A 19,110-nucleotide genomic window follows, 5' to 3' on the forward strand; every position below is an offset into this window, starting at 1 on the left:
ACCCACGCCGCGGGCGTCCCGGGTCAGGGAACGTCTTCGGCCGCGGTGGTGCTCGGCGCCAGGGCGAGCCGACCCTTGCCGGACTTCTTGGCGCGTGACTCGGCGGTGTCGGCGGCGAGCAGCAGCCGGTCGACGGTGTTGCCGTGCTCGGGCATCAGGGCGGCGCCGATCGAGGCCGACAGACCGGGCAGGTCGACCTGCCCGGTCGTGGTGGTCACGGTGAGCCGCAGCTCGCGCAGGGCCCGCTGGACGCGGATGCCGATCTCGTCGATGTCGGCGGTGCACGCCCCCGGCAGCAGCGCCACGAACTCGTCGCCGCCGTAGCGCGCGACGAGGTCGCCCTCGCGCAGTTCGGCTCGCAGGATCGAAGCCACCTCGCGCAACACCTCGTCACCCGCCGGGTGACCGAGCTCGTCGTTGATCGCCTTGAAGTCGTCCAGGTCGAGCATCAGCAGCGCCGCCGGCCTGCCCTGGTCGCGCAGGCGCCCCAGCAGCGGGTCGGCCACCTGCGCGAAGAACTGCGACGACAGCAACCCGGTCTTGGCGTCGGTCCGGACCTGGCGCTGCAACTGCGGCATCAGGAACCCGCGGTGCAGCGTGAGGACGGTGAGCATGAGGATCGCCACGAGCCACGGCTGGTACAGCAGCAGCGCGGCCATGCCGATGCCCAGCCCGAGCGCCGCCGCGACGATGAGCTGGTCGGCCGGATCGCCCAACACCTTGCTCAGCGACGTGTCCGGTGCGCTGAGGGCGACGACCGCGACGACCAACGCGAAGTTGACGAACCACCACGTGACGCCGGCGGCGACCAGGACCAGCGCGCCCAGCGGTCCGTCGGGGACACCGGGCCGCACCACGAGCCCGGACGCGGTCAGGACGGCGGCGGCGGTGCCGGAGGCGAGGACGAACGTGGCGGCGGTGTAGACCTTCTTGGACGCGGTGGACTGGCCGTCCACGCGAGCCCAGGCGTAGACGAAGGTCACCGCCACCACCGCGGCGACCAGGGGCAGCGGCAGCAGCAGGACCGCGGTGAAGCTCCACAGGCTCTTGAGGTTGACGTACGGGGAGCCGCTGACGGCGATCTCCCGCAACCGCTCGATGTGCCGCGCCCCTTCCAGGTGCACCACCGCCGCGGCGGACAGGATCGCGAAGCGCACCAGGTCGGTGTCGGTGATCGTGGCGTGCACCGCGGTCAGGGCGACGAGGACCGCGGCCGCGGCGTCGACGGCGAGCACCAGGGCGAGCACCGGCCGGGGTAGCTCCCACAGCCGCCACCGGGACGGCTGAACGAAGCGCAGCCGCCGGCCGGTCATTCGCGCCCGCGGGGACTCCGCGCTCACACTCATCCCATACCCCAATAGGTTCACACCACGCCGCACTTGGACGTATCCCAGCACCGTAACCACCGAACTACCCCACGTCACGAGTCCGTACGGGTGCGGCGACCATCCCGGCCGGCACGACCTACGTCGAGGAGCACCCCATGATCACCACGTTCGGCAACGAGTGGACCCCGGCCGCGTCCCGGCGCGGCAACGAGTGGACCCTCCGCCACGGCAACGAGTGGACCCGCGCGGGCAACGAGTGGACCCGGCACGTCCGCCGCTGACCCCGCCCCGCGACACCCCGCCGGGCCCGGCGCGTTCACCCCGCCGTTCCGGGCCCGGCGGCGGTGTCCGCACGTCGCCACGACGCGGTGGCGGCCAACGCGACGAGCGCCCCGAGCCCGCCCGCGACGGCGACGGTCGCCGAGGCGGGCATGGCGGTGGCCACCAGACCAGCCAGCACGATCCCGCCGCCCTGTGCGGTGCGCAGGGCGGTCACGGCCAGGCCCAGGCACTGGCCCCGTTGCCGGTCGGGCACCCGTTGGACGAACGCGGCACGGGCGATGGTGTGGTAACCGGAGGCCGCGCCGGACAGGCCCCACAGCAGCAGGGTGGGCAGCAATCCCGGTTGCCACGCGCACAGCACCAGGGGCAGGCACGCGGCCACCGCCAGCGGACCCAGCAACCGCAGCCGGCGGTCCGGCGCCAGGCGGGTCACCAACACCGTGCCCAGCACGGTCCCGGCCGGGTTGGCCGCGAGCAGCAGCCCGACCGCCGCGGTGCTCGTGCCGATCTCGGCGGCGTAGGGCACCGCGAGACCCTCCACCGTGACGTAGAACCCGGCCACGCACGCCAACGCCAGCAGCGCACGCAGCCGCCGGTCGCCCCAGACCAGCGCGGCGCCGGTGCGCAGCGACAGCCACCAGAACCCGGCGGTCGACGCACCGGGCCCGGCGGGACCGTTCGGGGCCGGACGCGCCCGCACCCCGAAGCGCACCAGCAGCGCCGAGAGCGCGAACGAGGCGGCGTCGAGCAACAGCCCCTCCCCCACGCCCAGCAGCGCCACCACCGCACCGCCGGTGGCGAAGCCGACCAGCTGGCTCGTCTGCACCATGACGTCCTGCGCCGCCGCCGCGACGGTGAACCGGTCACCCGACAGGGCCGCGGCCAGGGTCGCGCCGCGGGCCGCACCGTGCGGCGCGCCGAGCGCTTGCACGCACACCAGCAGCACGGCGGCGCACCACAGCGGCAACCCGGGCAGGGCCATCACGGCCACCAGCGCCGCACGCCCCAAATCGCTGACGATCATGACCGCGCGCCGGGGGTAGCGGTCGGCGAACCCGGACAGCAGCGGCCCGGAGACCAGGTCCGGCAGGTAGGTCAACCCGTAGGTCAGCGCCGTCCACCCGGCCGAGTCGGTGCGCTCGAAGACCAGCACCGACACGGCCACCCGTGCGAACTGGTCACCGAGCACGCTGAGCAGCTGCGCGGCGAACAGCGCCCGGAACTCGCCGGACGCCACCACCGAACGCCACGTCGCCGCGCCACCCTCCGCCGCCCGCGCCATCCCGTCCCCCGCTCGCCACGCGACCCGCCGCGCACCCAGCATGGCGGGTCCGGCAACGACCCGGGGCCACCGGCACGCCCGTTCGCCGTGCCGGTGTCGACTCCCGCCGGAGGCCGGCGATCAGGTGGTGCCGGGGATCAGGTGGTGCCGGGAGTGGGGCAGCCGGGGAGTCGGTCAGCCGGCGAGGGCCCGCACCCGGCGGAGCACCTCGTCGGCGCCCAGAGCGGTGGCCACGGCGTGCAGGTCGGGGCTGCGGGTGGCCCCGGTCAGGGCGAGCCGGATGATCTGCGAGGCCTCGCGGATGGACCCGCCGGCCGGGTAGGCCTCCGGGTTCTGCTTGAGGTCCTTCGGCTTCGCGGCGAACCCGTGCTTGGTGGCCAGCTCGCGGATCTGGTCGAACCACTCGCCGGAGTCCTCCAGCGGCCGGTAGCCGTCGGCGAAGTCGGTGGCGAACGCGCGCACCAGGTCGGGCGCCACGCCGAGCCCGGCGAACTGCTCGCCCGTCACACTCGGCGGCGTGAACAGCTCGGGGAAGAAGAACCCGTAGGCCTCGCGGAACCCGGACCACTTGCGCAGGTCCTTGCGCGGGTTCGGCACGTCCGCGCCGCGCTCCACGGCCAGTGCGGCCAGGGCGAGGTCGCGGCGGGCGTCGAGCACCGGCACCAGCTCCGGGTCGTGGTCGAGCGCCCACGTGCGCACGGCGTCGAGGACCTCCCGACCGGACAGGGTGGCGATGTGGTCGGCGGAGATGTCCTCCAGCTTGACCAGGTCCACCAGCGGCCCGGCGACACCGCACTCCGCCAGCCGGATCGGCGCGTCCAGCGCCTCGGCCAACGGGGTCTCGGCCAGCCGGCCGTTGGCCAGCCCGCGCAGGTAGTAGAGCACCGCCTCGGCCGGGAAGCCCTGCTCGATGTAGAAGTCGACCGAGGCCTCGGAGTCCTTGCGCTTGGACAGCTTCCGCTTGCCGCCGGGGATCTGCTTCATCAGCGGCGCGATGTGGGCGTAGCGGGGCGCGGGGAAGCCGAGCGCGGCGAACAGCTGCAGGTGCAGCGGCACCGAGGAGATCCACTCCTCGCCGCGGATCACCAGGGTGGTGCGCATCAGGTGGTCGTCGACGGCGTGCGCGAAGTGGTAGGTGGGCAGCCGGACCTCGTTGGCCGAGGACTTGACGATCACCACGTCGTTGCGGTTGTCCTCGTGCTCCAGCTCGCCCCGGATCTCGTCGTGGAACCGGGCCCTGGCCTCGACGCCCGGCGAGCGGAACCGGATCACGTACGGGGCGCCCTCCGAGAGCTTGGCGCGCACGTCGGCGGGGTCGCGGTCACGCCACAGCGCCCAACCCGCGTAGTAGCCGGGGGGCATCTTCGTGGCGTCCTGGCGGGCCCGGATGTCGGCGAGCTCGTCCGGCGTGGCGAAGCACGGGTACGCCTTGCCCTCGCGCAGCAGTTCCCGGGCGTAGGTGAGGTAGATCAGCTCGCGCCGGGACTGGTGGTACGGGCCGTAGTCGCCGACCTCGTCGTGCTCGTCGGCGGGCAGGCCGAAGTAGGCGAAGGCCTGGTCGAACTGCGCCGCGGCGCCCTGCACCTCGCGGGCCTGGTCGGTGTCCTCGACCCGCAGGACGTAGGAGCCGCCGGTGCGGTGGGCGACGTCGCGGTCGATCATCGCCACGTAGAGGCCGCCGATGTGCACGAACCCGGTGGGCGAGGGACCGAACCGGGTGACCTCGGCGCCCTGCGGCAACCGCCGCTCCGGGTAACGCTGCTCCCAGTGCGCCGGCTCCGGCAGGTCGGCGGGGAACAGGGCGTCGATCTCGGCGCGGTCGAGCATCGGGTTCACGGTCTCCAACAACGGGTGGGTGGGCGGACCGTGAGGTTATCAACAGGCCTCCACCGGCCCGCCCGCCGCCGACCCCGGGCCCGCTCGGACGTCGCGGTGACCGGTGCGGTGGCCGGGTGCGGTGGCCGGGTGCGGTGGCCCGGTGCGGTGAGCGGCGGCGCCAGGTGGTGCGGGCCGGTGCCGCCGCTCACCGCACCGCGATCAGAGCAGGCCGCGCCGGTAGGCGGCGACCAGGCGGCGGGGCACGGTCAGCTTGCGGCCGTCGAGGGTGGTGACCGGCACCAGGTCGGGCACCTCGGCCTTCCACTGGGCGCGGCGGTGTCGGGTGTTGCTGCGCGAGGTCCTGCGCTTGGGCACGGCCATCAGCGGGTCCTCTTCCCGTAGCGGCGGTTGAACTTCTCCACGCGGCCCGCGGTGTCCACGACGCGCTGGTTGCCCGTCCAGAACGGGTGCGAGTCCGCGGTGATGTCGACCGTGATCAGCGGGTAGGTGTTGCCGTCCGCCCAGTCGACCGTCCTGGTCGACGTGGCCGTGGACCGGGTCAGGAACGCCTTGCCCGTCGACTGGTCCTGGAAGACCACCGGGTGGTAGTCGGGGTGGATGCCCTGCTTCACAGCTCCTCCATCTCGTCGTGCCACTCGGCGAACGGGTCGGCGAACTCCAACTCGTCCGCGAGCGCCAGTTCCTCGTCGGTCACCAGCGCGTCGCGCAGGGCCGCGGTGATCTCCTCCGGCGCCGCGGTGCTGGTGATGACCACCAGCTCCTGGGACCGGTCGCCGAAGCAGGGGTCCCACGACGCCGAGGCGATCGCCCGGCGCTCGGCGGTGGCGTGGGACCAGTCGTCCTCGGCCGCCAGCCACGGCCCGAGGTTGCCGACGTTGAGCCCGCCGCCCGCGGACTCCAGCCACAGCGCGTGGTCCGGCTGGCTGGCCACCCACACCCGGCCGCGGGTGCGGACCACGCCGTCGAGCAGCACGTCCAGGGCGTGGTGCAGCCGGACCGGGTGGAACGGCCGGCGTTCGGCGAAGTGCACGACCGCCACGCCGTGCGCCGGCTCCAGCGGCGGCTGCCCGTGCAGGAGGGCGCCGAACCCGTCGTCGAAGCGGCCGCGGCGGGCGTTGTCCGGGATGGCGGCCAGCAGGGCGGGCACGTCCAGCGCGTGCCGGTCGTGGCGCGGGGCGAGCGGGGACAGCCGGTCCAGCACGGCGTCCAGCACCGGGTCGCCGCCCGCGCCGGTCAGCACGATCGCGTCGGCGAACTCGGCCTGTCCCGCGACCACCTGCGCCACGGTCCGCTCGTCACCGGCGGCGGCGCCCAGGCCGCGTTCGGCGAGCGTGTCCTCGCCGGTCGCGTCGGCCAACCACGTCGCCCGGTCCACCACCGTGATCACGGCGTCGACCCGGACGTCGAGCCCGCGCAGGGCGAAGCAGACGGCCTCCGGTTCCAGCGCCGGGTCCAGGTGCACGACCACCCGGCCGGTCAACCGCTCCAGCAGCGGCAGCAGGTCCAGGCGCAGCGTGCACGAGACGCAGCCGTGCGCGAGTTCCAGCACCGTCAGCTCGCCGTCGACCCAGCGGCGCACCACGCCCTCGGCGAGGTCGCGCAGGTCGTGGCGCACCAGCACGGATCCCGGCGACACGCGCCAGACCTCCTCGGCCACGTCGTGGTGCGCGAGCCCGGCCACCAGTACGACCTCGGTTCCCATGTGCGCTAGCCTAACGGAAACGATTGTCGTTTCAAACTGGAGGCACCGTGTCCTCGCGTCACTGCCAGTTGTCGGGGCGCAAGCCCGGCTTCGGCAAACAGGTCTCGCACTCGCACCGGCGCACGTCACGCCGCTGGCTGCCCAACACCCAGCGGCGCCGGTTCTGGCTGCCGTCGGAGAACCGGCACGTCGTGCTGACGCTGTCCACCAAGGCCATCAAGACGGTCGACCGCCGCGGCATCGAGTCCGTGGTCGCCGAGCTGCGCCGCCAGGGGGTGAAGGTCTGATGGCCAAGTCGACCGATGTCCGGCCGATCATCAAGATGCGCTCCACCGCGGGCACCGGCTTCACCTACGTCACCCGCAAGAACCGCCGCAACGACCCCGACCGGCTCGTGCTGCGCAAGTTCGACCCGGTCGTCCGGCGGCACGTCGACTTCCGCGAGGAGCGCTGATGGCCAAGAAGTCCAAGATCGCGCGCGACCGGCAGCGGCGCGAGGTCGTCGCCCGGCACGCAGCGCGGCGCGCGGAGCTGAAGGAGATCATCCGGCTCGACCCGGAGCACCGCGACGAGGCCCTGCGGGCGTTGCGGAAGCTGCCCCGCGACGCCAGCCCCACCCGCCTGCGCAACCGCGACACCGTGGACGGCCGGCCGCGTGCGGTGTACCGGGCGTTCGGCCTGTCCCGGATCAGGCTGCGCGAGATGGCCCACCGCGGCGAGCTGCCCGGCGTGACCAAGTCGAGCTGGTAGGAGGAACCGTGCCCCGACCCGAACGCACCCCGAAGCGCCGCGTCAACCTCCTGCGCAAGGAGGGCATCGCGGAGGTCGACTGGAAGGACGCCGCGCTGCTGCGGAAGTTCATCTCCGACCGCGGCAAGATCCGCTCCCGCCGCGTCACCGGCCTGAGCCCGCAGGAGCAGCGCCAGGTCGCCACCGCGATCAAGAACGCGCGGGAGATGGCGCTGCTCCCCTACCCCTCGCAGGGGAACCGGTGATCACCGACCACCGCGGCCGCTGAAGCGGAGGTGGAGGGCTCGGGGCGACCGGGCCCACCACCGCCGCGCGGCGCAGGCACCGGGGCGGTGGAGGTTCGGTGCTGCGGCCGGCGCGTTGAACCGCCGACCGCAGCACCCGGGGAACCGAAGGCGCGGCACACGCCGGGAAGGCGGTCCTCGTCCCCCTCGGGAAGTTCGTCAGGGCGTCGGTTGCCCGACCGCCCGCTGCGCCGGGATCCGCGCCACGCCGGACTCGACCGCGCAGGCCGCCTCGGTCAACGTCGGGAAGACCTGGAGCCGGCGGTCCACCCCGGTCACCCGCAACGGCCGCAGCACCGGGCGGCTGTCGGCCACGACGGCGAAGAACGTGCCCAGCCGTTCGGCGCGGGTGTTCGCCGCGATCAGGGCGGCGGCACCGGCGGCGCCGACGAACGTCACCCCGGTCAGGTCCACCACCAGCGCCGGCGGTGCGCTGTCGAGTCGAGCGGCCATGCCGGCGCGGAACACCGACACCGTGCCGATGTCGATGGGTCCGGCGATGGAGCAGAACTCCACGTCCTCCTCGGCGAGGTGGACGCGGGCGGTTCCGGTGTCGCTGCGCTGGTCCAGCATGGGTGCGCTCCTTCGGGTGGCCCCGGGGAGGAAACCGTCAGCAGGCCGGTTTAGCCCGTTCAGGTGTCTCAAGATCGGCCATACGGGGTATGTCTCGTATGGCACGTTACGACGCGCCCGACGAAGGTCACAAGCCCTTCACGACATCACCATCGAGTGAGCCGACCGTCCCGACACCTCATTCCGGTGACCGTGCGTAATAACACCGCGAGTGGCCTGCCGGGTCGGGACCGGTGACGTGCGCTGCCCCCCGCGGTCGACGGGGGGGCAGCGCTCGTCGTCATCGGGTGGTGCAAAGGGTCCCGTTGAGCGAGTACTTCACCGGGTGCACGTTCGGTCCCTGGTAGCCGCCCACGAACCCGGCCGTGGTCGACGCACCCGGCGCCAGGGTCGCGGTGCTGGAGACCGTCACCTCCCGGCCGGTCTGGGACCAGGTGGCGTTCCAACCGCTGGAGACCTGCTGCCACGTGGTGGGCCAGGTGTAGGTCACCGTCCACCCCGCGATCGGCACCGCGCCGGTGTTCGTGATCTCCAGGTCGGCCACGAAGCCGTTGCCCCAGTTGGTGGTCTCCCGGTAGGTCACCGCGCAGGACGACGTGGCGGGCGTGCCGGTGGTGAACGTCAGCGGCGGTGAGGACCACGACGTCCGACCCGCGTTGTCCCGGGCGGTCAGGTTGACCGTGTACTCGGTGCCGGGCACCAGGTTCGCCGCGGTGAAGGTGGTGCCGGTGGTCTCGCCCCACTGCTCGGTGTTGGCGCCCACGACCCGGTGCACCTCGTACTTCACCCCGGCGGGCGGGGCGGGCCACGACAGCTCGGCCGTGCGGTCGGTGACCTGGCCGGCCACCGGACGGGCGGGCGCGGGCGGGATGGTCGTGCGGGCCGCGGGCTTGAGCACGAGGGTGGTGATCGAGTACGGCGGCAGCGTCGCCTCGGACGACGAGCCCGCGGTGGTGGAGATGGCGGTGTCGCCGTTGCCGAAGCTCAGCACCGTCGCGTCGGCGGCCAGCGCGTAGCCCGCGAACCGCAGGCCGACGGTCTTGGCCGCGTCGGGGTCCTGGTTGACGAGCATGACCGCCAGGCCGCCGTCGGGCCGCCGGGCCGCGTGTGCCCGCACCAGGGGGTCGCTGGAGGCGGCCGTGACGAGCTGGTCTCCCGGGCGGGCGAAGCGGGACAGCATCGAGATCGCGTGGTACGGCGCGAACGGCGTGTTCAGCGCGGGCTGGCACGTGGTGCCGTCGGAGGTGCAGGTGCCGCTGGAGAGCAGGCCGTAGTCGTCGTAGTCGGGGTGGCCCGCGATCTCCCGGACCTGGCCGATGCCGTTGTGGACGTTCCACCAGTCCACGGAGAACACGCCTTGGCCGATCATCGTGGCGTAGGCGTCCGCGGCGAACAGCGCGCCCGGTTGGGTGTTGCGGCCGTAGGAGGTGTTGACCTCGGTCAAGGCGACGCCGAGGTCCTTGCCCGCCAGGCGGCGGGACTGCTCGCGCACCAGGGCGATCTGGTCGACCACCCGGTCGGTCTTGGTCAGCACCTGCGCGGCGGTGTCCCCACCGGGGTACCAGTGGATGATGCCGAAGTCGACCACCGGACCCGCGATCGACAGCACGACCTCGTTCCACGACCCGGCGTCGCCGGCCGCGGTGATGCCGTCGGGCCACTCGCCCGGGGTGGTCAGCACGGCGCCGATCTTGATGGTCGGGTCGACCGCCTTCATGGCCGTGGCGTAGTCGCGGACGAGCGTCGCGTAGTAGCGCGGGCTCTTGTCCGGGTGGTGGTCGGCCTCCCACCCGGAGCCGTAGTGGCCGTTGCCGTAGTTCTCGTTGCCGATCTCCCAGTACTTGACGCCGTAGCCCTTCTCGACGTTCGCGTAACGCACCCAGGCCGCGGCTTCCTCGGGCGTCCCGGTGCCGTAGTTGGCGGTCACGACGGCCTGACCGCCGGCGCGCCGCACACCGCTCATGAACGTGTCGAAGTCGGTGTTCGGGGCCACGTAGCCGCCGGGAGCCGTGTGGTCCTCCCAGTGGTAGATGTCCGAGTACGACCCGCCCGGGTAGCGCATGGCCTTCACGCCGGCGGCCTTGAGCAGGTCGGCGACGTCATCACTGCCCAGGTGGGCGTCCCAGATGGCGTGGTTCACCCCGATCGCGGCCTCCTGCACCACCTCCAGCCCGGCCCTGGTGTTGACGGTGACGGTGACGGACGGATCGGCCTGCGCCGGGGAGCCGGCGGTGAGCAGGACCTGGGCGGCCACGAGCGCGGCGAGCGCGGGCAGCACGACGGAACGCGGTCTCATAAGAGGATTCCCCATCGACGGTGATGAAACTGGGAGCGCTCCCGAACTGTGCGTGCAGGCCCCTACCTTGTCAATCGTCCCGATCACCGCGGGGCACGAGTTGCGTACGGGTGGCGGATCCGCCCACCGGCCACTTCGGTCAACGCGTCGAACGTTTCGACAGCACGAGGCGGTTCGTGCCTCCGCGTGATCCCGGCCCCTCGGTCCGCGCACGGCGCAGCGCGCGCAGATAGCGGGCGACGTCCACCTGGAGCGAATCCGCCGCGGTGGCTCCGTGGTGCCGCTCGGCCCAGCGGAGGTGGGCGTCGATTTCCGCCACCATCGTGCCGGTGTCCGGCAGGGCCGCGACGCCGAGCACGAGGTCCGCGATCCAGGCCGCCTGCGCCTCGAACACCGGGGTCAGCGCGCCCAGCGGACGGACGACACCGCGGACGAGGCCCGCGAAGTACAGGCCCACGTGGTGCGGCGGCACGGCACGGAGGTAGAGCGCGGCCTGACCGGTGGGGCGGAACAGCGCTTCGCGGGGCACGACGGGCACGCCCATCCGGTAGCCCGTGCAGCAGATCACGGCGTCGCAGTCGACGCGCGTGCCGTCGGTGAAGTGCACGGTCGCGTGGTCGACGTGGCTGATCGGGGGTTTGACCGTGATCGCACCGCCGCGCAGGCGTCCCGGCAGGTCGTCGGACACGACCAGGGGCGTCGCGAGCACCGGTCGTCGCGGCCGCGGGAGGCCGTGGTCGGCGAGCGGTCCGCGGGTGGCGCGCAGCACCGCGGCCACCAGTCCGCTCTGCGCCCGGGCCGGCAGCGCGGCCCACCACCAGCGGCGGTTGAGCTGGTCCAGGGGGATGCCCATGAGGTGGCGCGGGACGATGTGGGCGCCGCGCCGCACGGCGAGCACGGTGCGGTCCGCGACGTGCGACACGGCGGTGGCGACGTCGCAGGCGGAGTTGCCGAGGCCGAGCACCAGCACGCGCTTGCCCGCGTAGGCCTCCGCACCGCGGTAGTCCAGCGTGTGGACGACCGTGCCGGGGAAGGTGGCGATGCCGGGGATCGAGGGCAGCCTCGGGTTCCAGTGGTGCCCGGTGGCCATGACCACGTGGGAGAAGTTCCGGTACCGGGGACGCCCGCGCCGGTCGCGGGTGGTGACGGTCCAGGTGCCGTCCACCCCGGGGTGGACCGCGTCGACCGCGGTGCCCAGCTCGACCCGGTCGCGGAAGGCCTGCGCGACGGTGTCGAGGTAGGCGGCGACCTGGTCGTGGCGCGGGTGCGTCGGATAGTCGTCGGGCATGCGCGACCACGTGAACGCCGTGGTGTGCTTGGAGGTGTTGAGGCGCAACGACGGGTACGCGGGGCTCGCGCCGGTGCCCGAGTAGCGCCACACGCCGCCGATCCCCGTGCCGCGGTCCAGGCAGGTGAAGGGGATCGCGCGGACGTGGAGCTCGCGGGCGACGGCCAGTCCGGCGAAGCCCGCACCGACCACGCAGACGTCGAGGTCCGCCGTGCCGGGGACGGCGGTCACCGCGGCGGTGCCGCCACGGTGTCGTGGGCGGCGCGGTGGCCGTTGTTGCGCACCGGTGGCGCCAGGGTGGGGCGCAGTTCGGCGAACTTCTCCCCCAGCGGCCGGATGACGTGCTGCTCGACCTGGTAGTAGCTGGTGAGCGAGGCCAGCGGCACCCGGCGGAGGTACCAGCTGCCGGCGAGGTTGCAGCCGATCTCGGGGCTGCGGTGGAACCTGCCGGTGAGCCACCCGGCGGCCTCGGCCTCGAAGGTCCGCTCCAGCCGGAAGTAGTTGAACAGGCTCTGCGCCGTGACGCGCACGGTTTCCTCGTCGTCGTCCGGCCTCGGTTCCGCCACGCCGACCCAGCACTCCGGTCGCCCGGCGTCGTCCACGTAGGCGTCGTTGAACCCGAGCCACGGCCAGACGAACGCGATCAACCGCGCCCGCGAGGTGCGCAGGTCGTCCGCGCCCTGCCCCTCGGCCACGTGGTCGGCGTCCACGTAGGAGCGGCCGAGCCACGTCGGTGTCCACAGGTAGTACGGGTACGCGCTGTCGTCGGAGAGCAGGTAACTGTTGGCGTTGGAGAACAGCTCGTTGCCCGCGACCGGGCGCAGCCGCACGCCGTACTCCGGCAGGGCGAACCGGACCGAGAGGACTTCGAAGAAGGCCCGGATGTCGCGGTAGTACTCGGTGAGCTGGCGGTAGGCGGCGCCGGTCTGGGCGAGCACGTCGTCCCTGAAGATCATCACGTCTCGATTCCGGTCACACCCGCCGCGTGCGACACCTTGACGGAAAGCAAGATTTCGTCACTCAGAGCAACGAGGGACTCTACCTCAGGACGATAACGCTGTAAATAGCTTAGAGTAATCGGACGGGTGCTCTAAGTGCGCGGGAGACGACGTGCTCGACGTGGCGGTGGTGGGGGCCGGGGTGGGTGGTTGCTACTGCGCCTACCGCCTCGTCGTCGGGACGGGGCGCGGTGGCAGGGTCGCGGTGTTCGAGCGGACCGACCGGGTCGGCGGCAGGCTGTGGTCCGCGCCCGTGCGCGACGCGCCGGACCTCGTCGCCGACCTCGGTGCGATGCGCGTGCACCGCGGGCTGCGATCGGTAATCGGGCTGATCCGGCACCTCGGGCTCGAACCGGACCTGAGGCCCTTCACGTTCGACCGGCCGGAGAACCTGGTGCACCTGCGCGGCGCCACGACCCGGCGACGTGCGGCGGGGCGGTCCCCCGACGACCTGGTGGCCGAGGCCGCCGCGCGCCTGGTACCCGGTTTCGCCGAGCTGCGCCGCCGCCGGAGCGAGGCCCGGTCCCGGGGCGATCGGCACCGCGCCGACCTCCTGCTGCGGTCCTTCCACGAGCAGCGGGACCGCGCACGCCTCGCCCGACGCCCCCTTGACGCTCTGGAGTGGACAGAGGCCCTCGAACACGCCATGGGCGCGACCGCGGTCGCGGTCGTCCACGACGCCGGGGGCTACGACGTCCGCCACGGCGCCGAGAGCGCCGCCGCCCGGCTCGACCTGCTCTTCCGGACCCCTCCCGACGCCGAGTACCTCACGCTGCGCCACGGCATGCAGGCGTTGTCCGATGCCCTCCACGCCCGGTTCACCGCCGAGGGCGGCGTCACCCACACCGGCCACCGGCTCGTGCGGCTCGCCCGGGAACCCGGCGAGGACCACTACCGCCTCACCTTCGCGGTGCACGACGGACGGCGCGAGAGCGGGCACACCCACGTCCTGGCCCGGTCCGTCCTGCTCGCCGTGCCGCCGGAAGCGCTGCGCGGCCTCGCCCCGTCCGGACTGCCGCTCGCCCGATGCCTGCGGCCCCTGCTGGACGCGATCGAGCCGGTGCCCGCGTTCAAGCTCTTCCTGGTCTACCCGGAACCGTGGTGGCGGCGCCTGGGCATCACGCACGGCCGGAGCACCACCGACACGGAGCTGCGTCAGCTCTGGTACGGCGGGACGTGCTCCCCGGCGACCACGACCGGTTCCGCGCTCCTGCTGGCCGCCTACCCCAGCGGCCGGTCCGTCCACGCCTGGGACGACCTGCGCGACGGCGTCCCGCACACCCCGGCCGCGCCGGCGCCGACACCGGGCCGGGCGATGGTGGACCACGCGCACGCCCTGCTCGCCCGGATGCACGGCACCACCGACGTGGCGGCTCCGGTCGGCGCCTGCTGGGCCGACTGGAGCCGCCCGCCGCACGCCGCGGCCTGGCACGTCCGACGTCCGGGTCACGGTCGTGACGACGCCGGGCCGCGCACCCGGCACCCGCTCCCCCGCGAACGCGTGCACCTGGTCAGCGACAGCTGGACCGCCGACCCGGGTTCGATCGAGGGCACCCTCGCGTCGGCGGAGGACGTGCTGCGCGCCTGCTTCGAACTCCCCGCCCCGCCGTGGCACGCCGGATCGCCGCGCTGACCCCGTTCGTGGAGGACACGATGGATGCCCGCACCCCGGCACCGGACGCGGCGGACGTCGCGGCCCACCTCGCGGCCGTGCCGACGTTGGCCGCGCGGCTCGGCGGCGACCCCGCCGACTGGGACGTGCGCGAGATCGGCGACGGCAACGTGAACTTCGTCTTCGCCGTGCGCGGCCCGAACGGGACCCTCTGCGTGAAGCAGGCGCCTCCGTTCGTGCGGGTGGCCGGCGCCTCCTGGCCCCTCACCCCCGAACGCGCCCGGTTCGAGCACCGCGCCCTGCGCGAGCACCACCGCCACGCGCCGGACCACGTGCCCGTCCCGCTGCACTACGACCCGTCCCGGCACCTCCAGGTCATCGAGCACCTCGACGGGCACGTCGTGCTGCGCCACGCGCTCGCGGAGGGCCGGCTGCCCGCCGACGTGGGCGGGCACCTCGGCGCCTACCTCGCCCTGACCCTGTTCCACACCAGCGACCTGGCGCTGCCCGCGAACCGCAAACGACCGCTGGTCGCCGAGTTCGAGGGCAACGCCGACATGTGCTCGATCATGGAGGACATGGTCTTCACCGAGGTCTACCACCCGTTCCACCGCAACCGGTGGACGCGGCCGCACCTCGACGCGGACGTCGAACGGCTGCGCGCCGACACCGAGCTGCTGATCGCCGTGGCCCGCCTGAAGGACCACTACCTGACCAGCAGGCAGGCCCTGCTGCACGGCGACCTGCACACCGGGTCGATCATGGTGTCCGAGCGCGCCACCCGCGTGATCGACCAGGAGTTCGCCTGCTTCGGCCCCATGGGTTTCGACATCGGCAGCCTGTTCGCCCACCTGTTCATCGCCTACTTCGCCCAGGACGTCCCCGGCGGGTCGGCCGAGACGCCCCTTCAGGACCGCCTGCTGGCGACCGTCGACACCGTGTGGCGGGAGTTCGCCACCCGCTTCACCGCCCTGTGGCGGGAGAGCCCGACCGGTGATTCCTACCCGGCGGCCGTCTTCCGCACCCCCGCGGCCGACACCGATCCGCTCGACCGCGATCCGCTCGGCCCGGAGCGCCGGGCCTACCTGGACCGGGTGCGGCGGGACAGCGTCGGCTTCTGCGGTGCGGAGATCATCCGCCGCGTCGTCGGGTTCGCCCGGCCGGCCGACTTCACCACCATCCAGGACGCGCGGCACCGGGCGACCTGCGAGCGTCGAGCGCTGCGCCTGGCGCGCGAGCTGCTCCTCGGCGATCACGACGACATCCAGGACGTGACCGCCGCCGCGAGGAGAGCACGACTGCCGGCGCGGTGATCCGCGCTCACCCCACCGGGATGATCGCCTTGACCTGGAACACGCCGTCCGGCCCGACCGCGATCACGGGCAGCCGCCGACCCACCGCGTTGCCGGTGTCGGCGTCGATGGTGAACGTGCCGCCCGCGCCGTTGATCTGGTTGCGCTCGCGGTCGGTGCGCTCCAGCTGGGCGCGCACCGCCTGCCGGCCCGGCAGTTCGCCGCTGGGCAACCCGTTGGCCGAGCGGCTGATCGCCTCGGAGGCGGTGAGCAGGGCGTCGTGCATCATCACGCCCCACCCGTCGGCCAGGTCCGCGGTGTCGAACCCCAGCTCCTGGAACTTCTCGGTCAGCGCGGCGAACTCGGTGATCCCCATCTCCCGCGCCGCGTCCGGGTCGACGTGCGGGGTGTAGACGATCGTCAGGTCCGGTTGGTCCTCGCGCGGCTGGAGGTCCTTGCGGGTGCGCAGCATCGAGGCGTCCGAGCCGGTCACGAGGGTGATGTTGCGCTCCCTCGCGCAGGGCCTGCTCTGCAGGTTGGTGATCAGGTCGTCCAGCAGCACGGCGCGCCCCGCGTACAGCACGGTGCCCGGAGCGCCGTCGACGCACAGGTCCTTCATGATCTCCCGGAACTGCGTGGCCAACGACGCCTCGGTGTCGAACGGGCTCTCGATCGTGATCTCCAGCGCACCGCCCGCCGCGGCGGCCTTGAACTCCTCGTACAGCGTCGAGGTGTACAGGTCGTCCTCGTTGCCGTCGTAGACGAGCATCGCCCGGTCCACGCCCTGTTGCGCCAGGTAGGACGACAGGACCCCGATCTGGTTGCCGGTGGTGGAGCTGACGCGGGCGAAACCCTTGATGTAGCCGACGGGTTGGCCCGCCTGCGCCGGTTGCTCGACGTGGAAGTTCGTGGCCGTGACCACGGAGGCGACCATGGGGATGCCCGCTTCCGACAGCGCACGCGCGGTGTGCCGGGTGTTGGTGGTGCTCTGGCCGACGCCCACCACCCCGACCAGCCGCTGCTCGTCGGCGAGCTCGACGAGCTGGTCGACCACCCGGCGCCACTCCTGCTGCGTGCTGCCCGGGTTGGCCAGCAGCAGCCGCACCTTCGGCTCGCGCTTGCCCTCGTTCGCGGCGAGCTGGGCGACGTGGGCGCCCTCCAGCTGCGACCGGACCCGGTGCCACGTCACGCTGCCGACGTCGGTGGGCAGCAACGGGGTGAGCACCGCGATCGTGACGTGCGGCTGCCCCTGCACCTTCCGGTTCTCCTCCAGGATGCGCCGCTGCACGCCGGCGAGCTGGTCGTCGAACACGTACGACCCGTCGGTCACGCCGACGCACTCGCCGCCGTGCTCGAACACGCCCTCGCCGCACCGGGTCAGCAGGGTCACCCCGGCGACCGCCGCCCCGCCCAGCACCAGCGCCACCACCGCGGCCAGCGCCGCCAACCGGGTGCGCTTGCGGCGCACCGCCCGCCTCGGCGTCGGTGGGGTGAAGTCGACCGGGTCCGGCGGACCGCTCAACGCCCGCCGCGCGGTGGCCCGGCCTCGCGGGGGCGCGCCGCCCTCCTCCGCCCTGCCCTCCAGTTGCGCCGCGGCCCTGAGGAAGTCGTTGCGGGCCACGCCCGGCTGCTGCGCGAGCGTCTTCAGGTCCCAGGCCGCACTGCTGTACAGGTCCGCGCGATCGGCCGTCGACAACGGGTCGTTCGCCATCCACAGCGCCGCCACCACGCGGGCGAGCGTGCGGCCCGGCTCGGCGGTGGCGTCGGTGTGGCCCGTGGCGGCCAGCACCCGGCCGGGATCGGCTTCGTCGGTGTCGAGGTCGTTGGGGGCGGCGGTGATGGCGTCCAGTTCGGCGAACCAGGCTCGCGTGTCGGGCAGGAGCGACTCAAGGCGCTGCACGACCGCGTTGACGTCCCTCAACGCCAAGGCGTGGTAGAAGCGGTCGCCTTCCCGGCCGTTGTCGCGCAGCCAGGTGTGCACGGCGTGCCACCGCTCGGGCGAGGCGGCCAGCCGGCGCAGCAGCAGGTGCCGCAGGGCGGGCAGCATGATCGCCCGGCCGGTACCGGGGTCGCGGACCTGGAGCACGACCGGCACCAACCCCGCGCCGCCCCTCGGCGCCGGCACCAGGCCGCTGCGCGCCAGCTCGTCGGCCTGCTCGACGTCCCGCGCGGCCGAGCACGCCTCCAGCACCGCCAGGGTGCCCTCCGCCGGCGCGCCGAGCAGCTCGCGCAACAGGCGTTCCTCGACCGTGACGGGATCCTTGTCGACCGGACCGCGCCACCGGGCCGCCAGCAGCTGCTTGACCGACGTGGGGTCGCCGGTGTTGTCGCCGATCGCCTTCACGACCACGGCGGTCGCGGCCGGGTGGCCCGCGGTGAAGCGGTAGACCTCGGTGGCCACGGCGCGGCGGGCGTTGAGCCGGGGACCGGCGACGTCGGCGACCATGTCCTTGACCTCGTCGGGCGTGAGGTCGCGCAGCGCCACCGGGTAGGAGTCGCTCTCGTAGTCGCCCTGCCGCCGTTCGAGGTAGTCGTCGTAGCCCGCCTCCTCGGCGTACGGGATCTCCTCGTCCGCCGCGAGCTGCCGGGCCACCCCGCCGGCGCTGGTGGCGACCACGGTCAACGGGTCGGACTCACCCCGGCGGGCGTCGGCCAGCGCCCGGTACAGCAGCCGTCCCGGCCGGGTGTCGATGTCGTCGAGCAGCAGCACGCAGTTCAGCGACCACGTGCGCGCGCCGCGCCCGGCGAACGCGGCCCGCAGGTCGGCCAGGAAGGCCGCCCACAGCAGCTCGGTGGCCTCCTTGCGGTCGGCTTCGCTCGCGTCGTCACGGGTGAGCAGGTTCAGCCGCACCAGTTCGTCGTAGGCCTGGTTGCCCGAGCCGTACCACTCCAGGCCCTCGCCCAGCACGACCCGCCGCCCGCGCCGCCACGAGACCAGGCCGTCCAGGATGAGGTTCGGCGCGTACCGGGCGGCCGTCGTCACGCCGGGCAGGCCGCCCACGACCGGCACCGCGCCGGCCACGTCCTCCGCCAGGTTGTCCAGGAACAGGCGCAGCTGGTCCAGCCGCCGTGCGTTCTCCAGCGCCTCGCGGATGCGCAACCGGGCGGCCTGGCCGGGCGCGTCGATCTGCGCGGCGATGGCGACCTGGGCGGTGACGAACCGCGGGAACGGGATGGAGCGGTAACCGGCGGCGTTGCGGTTGAGGTCGAACGCCAGCAGCGACAGCACTTCCCACGCGGTGGTGGCCTTCAGCTCGCCGCAGTTGATGCGCGCGTAGGGCGACTTGCCGCGCAGGCCGCGCTCCAGGGCGTCGAGCAACGCGGTCTTCCCACCACCCTTCGGGCCGGTGAAGAGGACGATCGGCGCACGGCGGGTGGTCGGGTAGCCCCTCGGCTCGGGTCGGGTCGCGAACTCGCGCACCAGTCGGACGGCCTGGTCCCTGCCGTGCAGCGCTAACGCGTCGTCTGGCATTCGTTCCCCCACGAAGAGCGGCGACCTCCATGATCACCCAGGCTCGGCGCGTTGTCACGGCTCCAGCCGGTGTACCGCGCCGACGCGGAACATACCGGCTCGGCGAGGCTCG

18 protein-coding genes are annotated in these 19,110 nt (G+C 73.2%); 7 read left to right on the plus strand and 11 right to left on the minus strand.

Going from position 1 to position 19,110, the window contains the following annotated elements:
• Window positions 1-23: 23 nt before the first annotated feature.
• Complete coding sequence (locus tag ACYVLT_RS34350; RefSeq protein WP_461124321.1) at window positions 24-1,340, minus strand: GGDEF domain-containing protein; 1,317 nt, start codon at window positions 1,338-1,340, stop codon at window positions 24-26.
• Window positions 1,341-1,483: 143 nt separating this feature from the next.
• Between ACYVLT_RS34350 and ACYVLT_RS34355 the strand changes: the two genes are divergently transcribed.
• Window positions 1,484-1,609 carry a hypothetical protein gene (locus ACYVLT_RS34355; RefSeq protein WP_461124322.1) on the plus strand — a complete coding sequence of 42 codons (126 nt, stop codon included), beginning with the start codon at window positions 1,484-1,486 and terminating at the stop codon, window positions 1,607-1,609.
• A 35-nt stretch (window positions 1,610-1,644) separates the two neighbouring features.
• Here the strand turns inward: ACYVLT_RS34355 and ACYVLT_RS34360 are convergent, their stop codons facing one another.
• From ACYVLT_RS34360 to mrf, 5 genes are all read right to left on the minus strand, one after another.
• The gene (locus ACYVLT_RS34360) at window positions 1,645-2,934 is read right to left on the minus strand and encodes an MFS transporter (protein ID WP_461124323.1); all 1,290 of its coding nucleotides are present in this window, start codon (window positions 2,932-2,934) and stop codon (window positions 1,645-1,647) included.
• A gap of 132 nt (window positions 2,935-3,066) precedes the next feature.
• Window positions 3,067-4,719, minus strand: coding sequence for a glutamate--tRNA ligase (locus tag ACYVLT_RS34365; RefSeq protein WP_461124324.1), 1,653 nt, complete (start codon window positions 4,717-4,719; stop codon window positions 3,067-3,069).
• A gap of 210 nt (window positions 4,720-4,929) precedes the next feature.
• Entirely contained in the window at window positions 4,930-5,091 is a 162-nt protein-coding gene (rpmF, locus tag ACYVLT_RS34370) for a 50S ribosomal protein L32 (RefSeq protein ID WP_461124325.1), read from the minus strand.
• On the minus strand, window positions 5,091-5,342 hold the full coding sequence (locus ACYVLT_RS34375) for a type B 50S ribosomal protein L31 (RefSeq protein WP_461124326.1): 252 nt from the start codon (window positions 5,340-5,342) through the stop codon (window positions 5,091-5,093). The genes rpmF and ACYVLT_RS34375 overlap by 1 nt, the downstream gene beginning before the upstream one ends.
• Window positions 5,339-6,433, minus strand: a complete 1,095-nt coding sequence (gene mrf / locus ACYVLT_RS34380) for a ribosome hibernation factor-recruiting GTPase MRF (protein ID WP_461124327.1) — start codon at window positions 6,431-6,433, stop codon at window positions 5,339-5,341. Before mrf ends, ACYVLT_RS34375 begins: the two co-directional genes overlap by 4 nt.
• Window positions 6,434-6,480: 47 nt before the next feature.
• Between mrf and rpmB the strand changes: the two genes are divergently transcribed.
• From rpmB to rpsR, 4 genes are read left to right on the plus strand one after another with little or no spacing between them, the layout of a single operon-like run.
• Window positions 6,481-6,720, plus strand: coding sequence for a 50S ribosomal protein L28 (gene rpmB, locus ACYVLT_RS34385; protein ID WP_461124328.1), 240 nt, complete (start codon window positions 6,481-6,483; stop codon window positions 6,718-6,720).
• On the plus strand, window positions 6,720-6,887 hold the full coding sequence (gene rpmG, locus ACYVLT_RS34390) for a 50S ribosomal protein L33 (RefSeq protein WP_360464866.1): 168 nt from the start codon (window positions 6,720-6,722) through the stop codon (window positions 6,885-6,887). The genes rpmB and rpmG overlap by 1 nt, the downstream gene beginning before the upstream one ends.
• The gene (gene rpsN / locus ACYVLT_RS34395; protein ID WP_461124329.1) at window positions 6,887-7,183 is read left to right on the plus strand and encodes a 30S ribosomal protein S14; all 297 of its coding nucleotides are present in this window, start codon (window positions 6,887-6,889) and stop codon (window positions 7,181-7,183) included. Before rpmG ends, rpsN begins: the two co-directional genes overlap by 1 nt.
• Before the next feature lie 8 nt (window positions 7,184-7,191).
• A complete protein-coding gene (gene rpsR, locus ACYVLT_RS34400) occupies window positions 7,192-7,428 on the plus strand; it encodes a 30S ribosomal protein S18 (protein ID WP_461124330.1) in 237 nt (78 codons plus the stop codon).
• Between the two features lie 198 nt (window positions 7,429-7,626).
• On the opposite strand, the gene ACYVLT_RS34405 is transcribed toward rpsR, so the two are convergent.
• The 4 genes from ACYVLT_RS34405 to ACYVLT_RS34420 form a co-directional block, all read right to left on the minus strand.
• Window positions 7,627-8,040: an STAS domain-containing protein gene (locus tag ACYVLT_RS34405; RefSeq protein WP_461124331.1), complete on the minus strand. Its 414-nt coding sequence runs from the start codon at window positions 8,038-8,040 to the stop codon at window positions 7,627-7,629.
• A 280-nt stretch (window positions 8,041-8,320) separates the two neighbouring features.
• Window positions 8,321-10,336 (minus strand): cellulose binding domain-containing protein, encoded by a 2,016-nt coding sequence (locus tag ACYVLT_RS34410; protein ID WP_461124332.1) that lies wholly within the window; start codon window positions 10,334-10,336, stop codon window positions 8,321-8,323.
• A 139-nt stretch (window positions 10,337-10,475) separates the two neighbouring features.
• A complete protein-coding gene (locus ACYVLT_RS34415; RefSeq protein WP_461124333.1) occupies window positions 10,476-11,855 on the minus strand; it encodes a flavin-containing monooxygenase in 1,380 nt (459 codons plus the stop codon).
• Complete coding sequence (locus tag ACYVLT_RS34420) at window positions 11,852-12,580, minus strand: hypothetical protein (protein ID WP_461124334.1); 729 nt, start codon at window positions 12,578-12,580, stop codon at window positions 11,852-11,854. Before ACYVLT_RS34420 ends, ACYVLT_RS34415 begins: the two co-directional genes overlap by 4 nt.
• Before the next feature lie 154 nt (window positions 12,581-12,734).
• Between ACYVLT_RS34420 and ACYVLT_RS34425 the strand changes: the two genes are divergently transcribed.
• Entirely contained in the window at window positions 12,735-14,255 is a 1,521-nt protein-coding gene (locus ACYVLT_RS34425) for a flavin monoamine oxidase family protein (RefSeq protein WP_461124335.1), read from the plus strand.
• Window positions 14,231-15,547 (plus strand): S-methyl-5-thioribose kinase, encoded by a 1,317-nt coding sequence (gene mtnK / locus ACYVLT_RS34430; RefSeq protein WP_461124336.1) that lies wholly within the window; start codon window positions 14,231-14,233, stop codon window positions 15,545-15,547. Before ACYVLT_RS34425 ends, mtnK begins: the two co-directional genes overlap by 25 nt.
• A gap of 7 nt (window positions 15,548-15,554) precedes the next feature.
• On the opposite strand, the gene ACYVLT_RS34435 is transcribed toward mtnK, so the two are convergent.
• Window positions 15,555-18,998 carry a hypothetical protein gene (locus ACYVLT_RS34435; RefSeq protein ID WP_461124337.1) on the minus strand — a complete coding sequence of 1,148 codons (3,444 nt, stop codon included), beginning with the start codon at window positions 18,996-18,998 and terminating at the stop codon, window positions 15,555-15,557.
• Between the last annotated feature and the right edge of the window lie 112 nt (window positions 18,999-19,110).

This window comes from Saccharothrix stipae, from assembly GCF_054781895.1.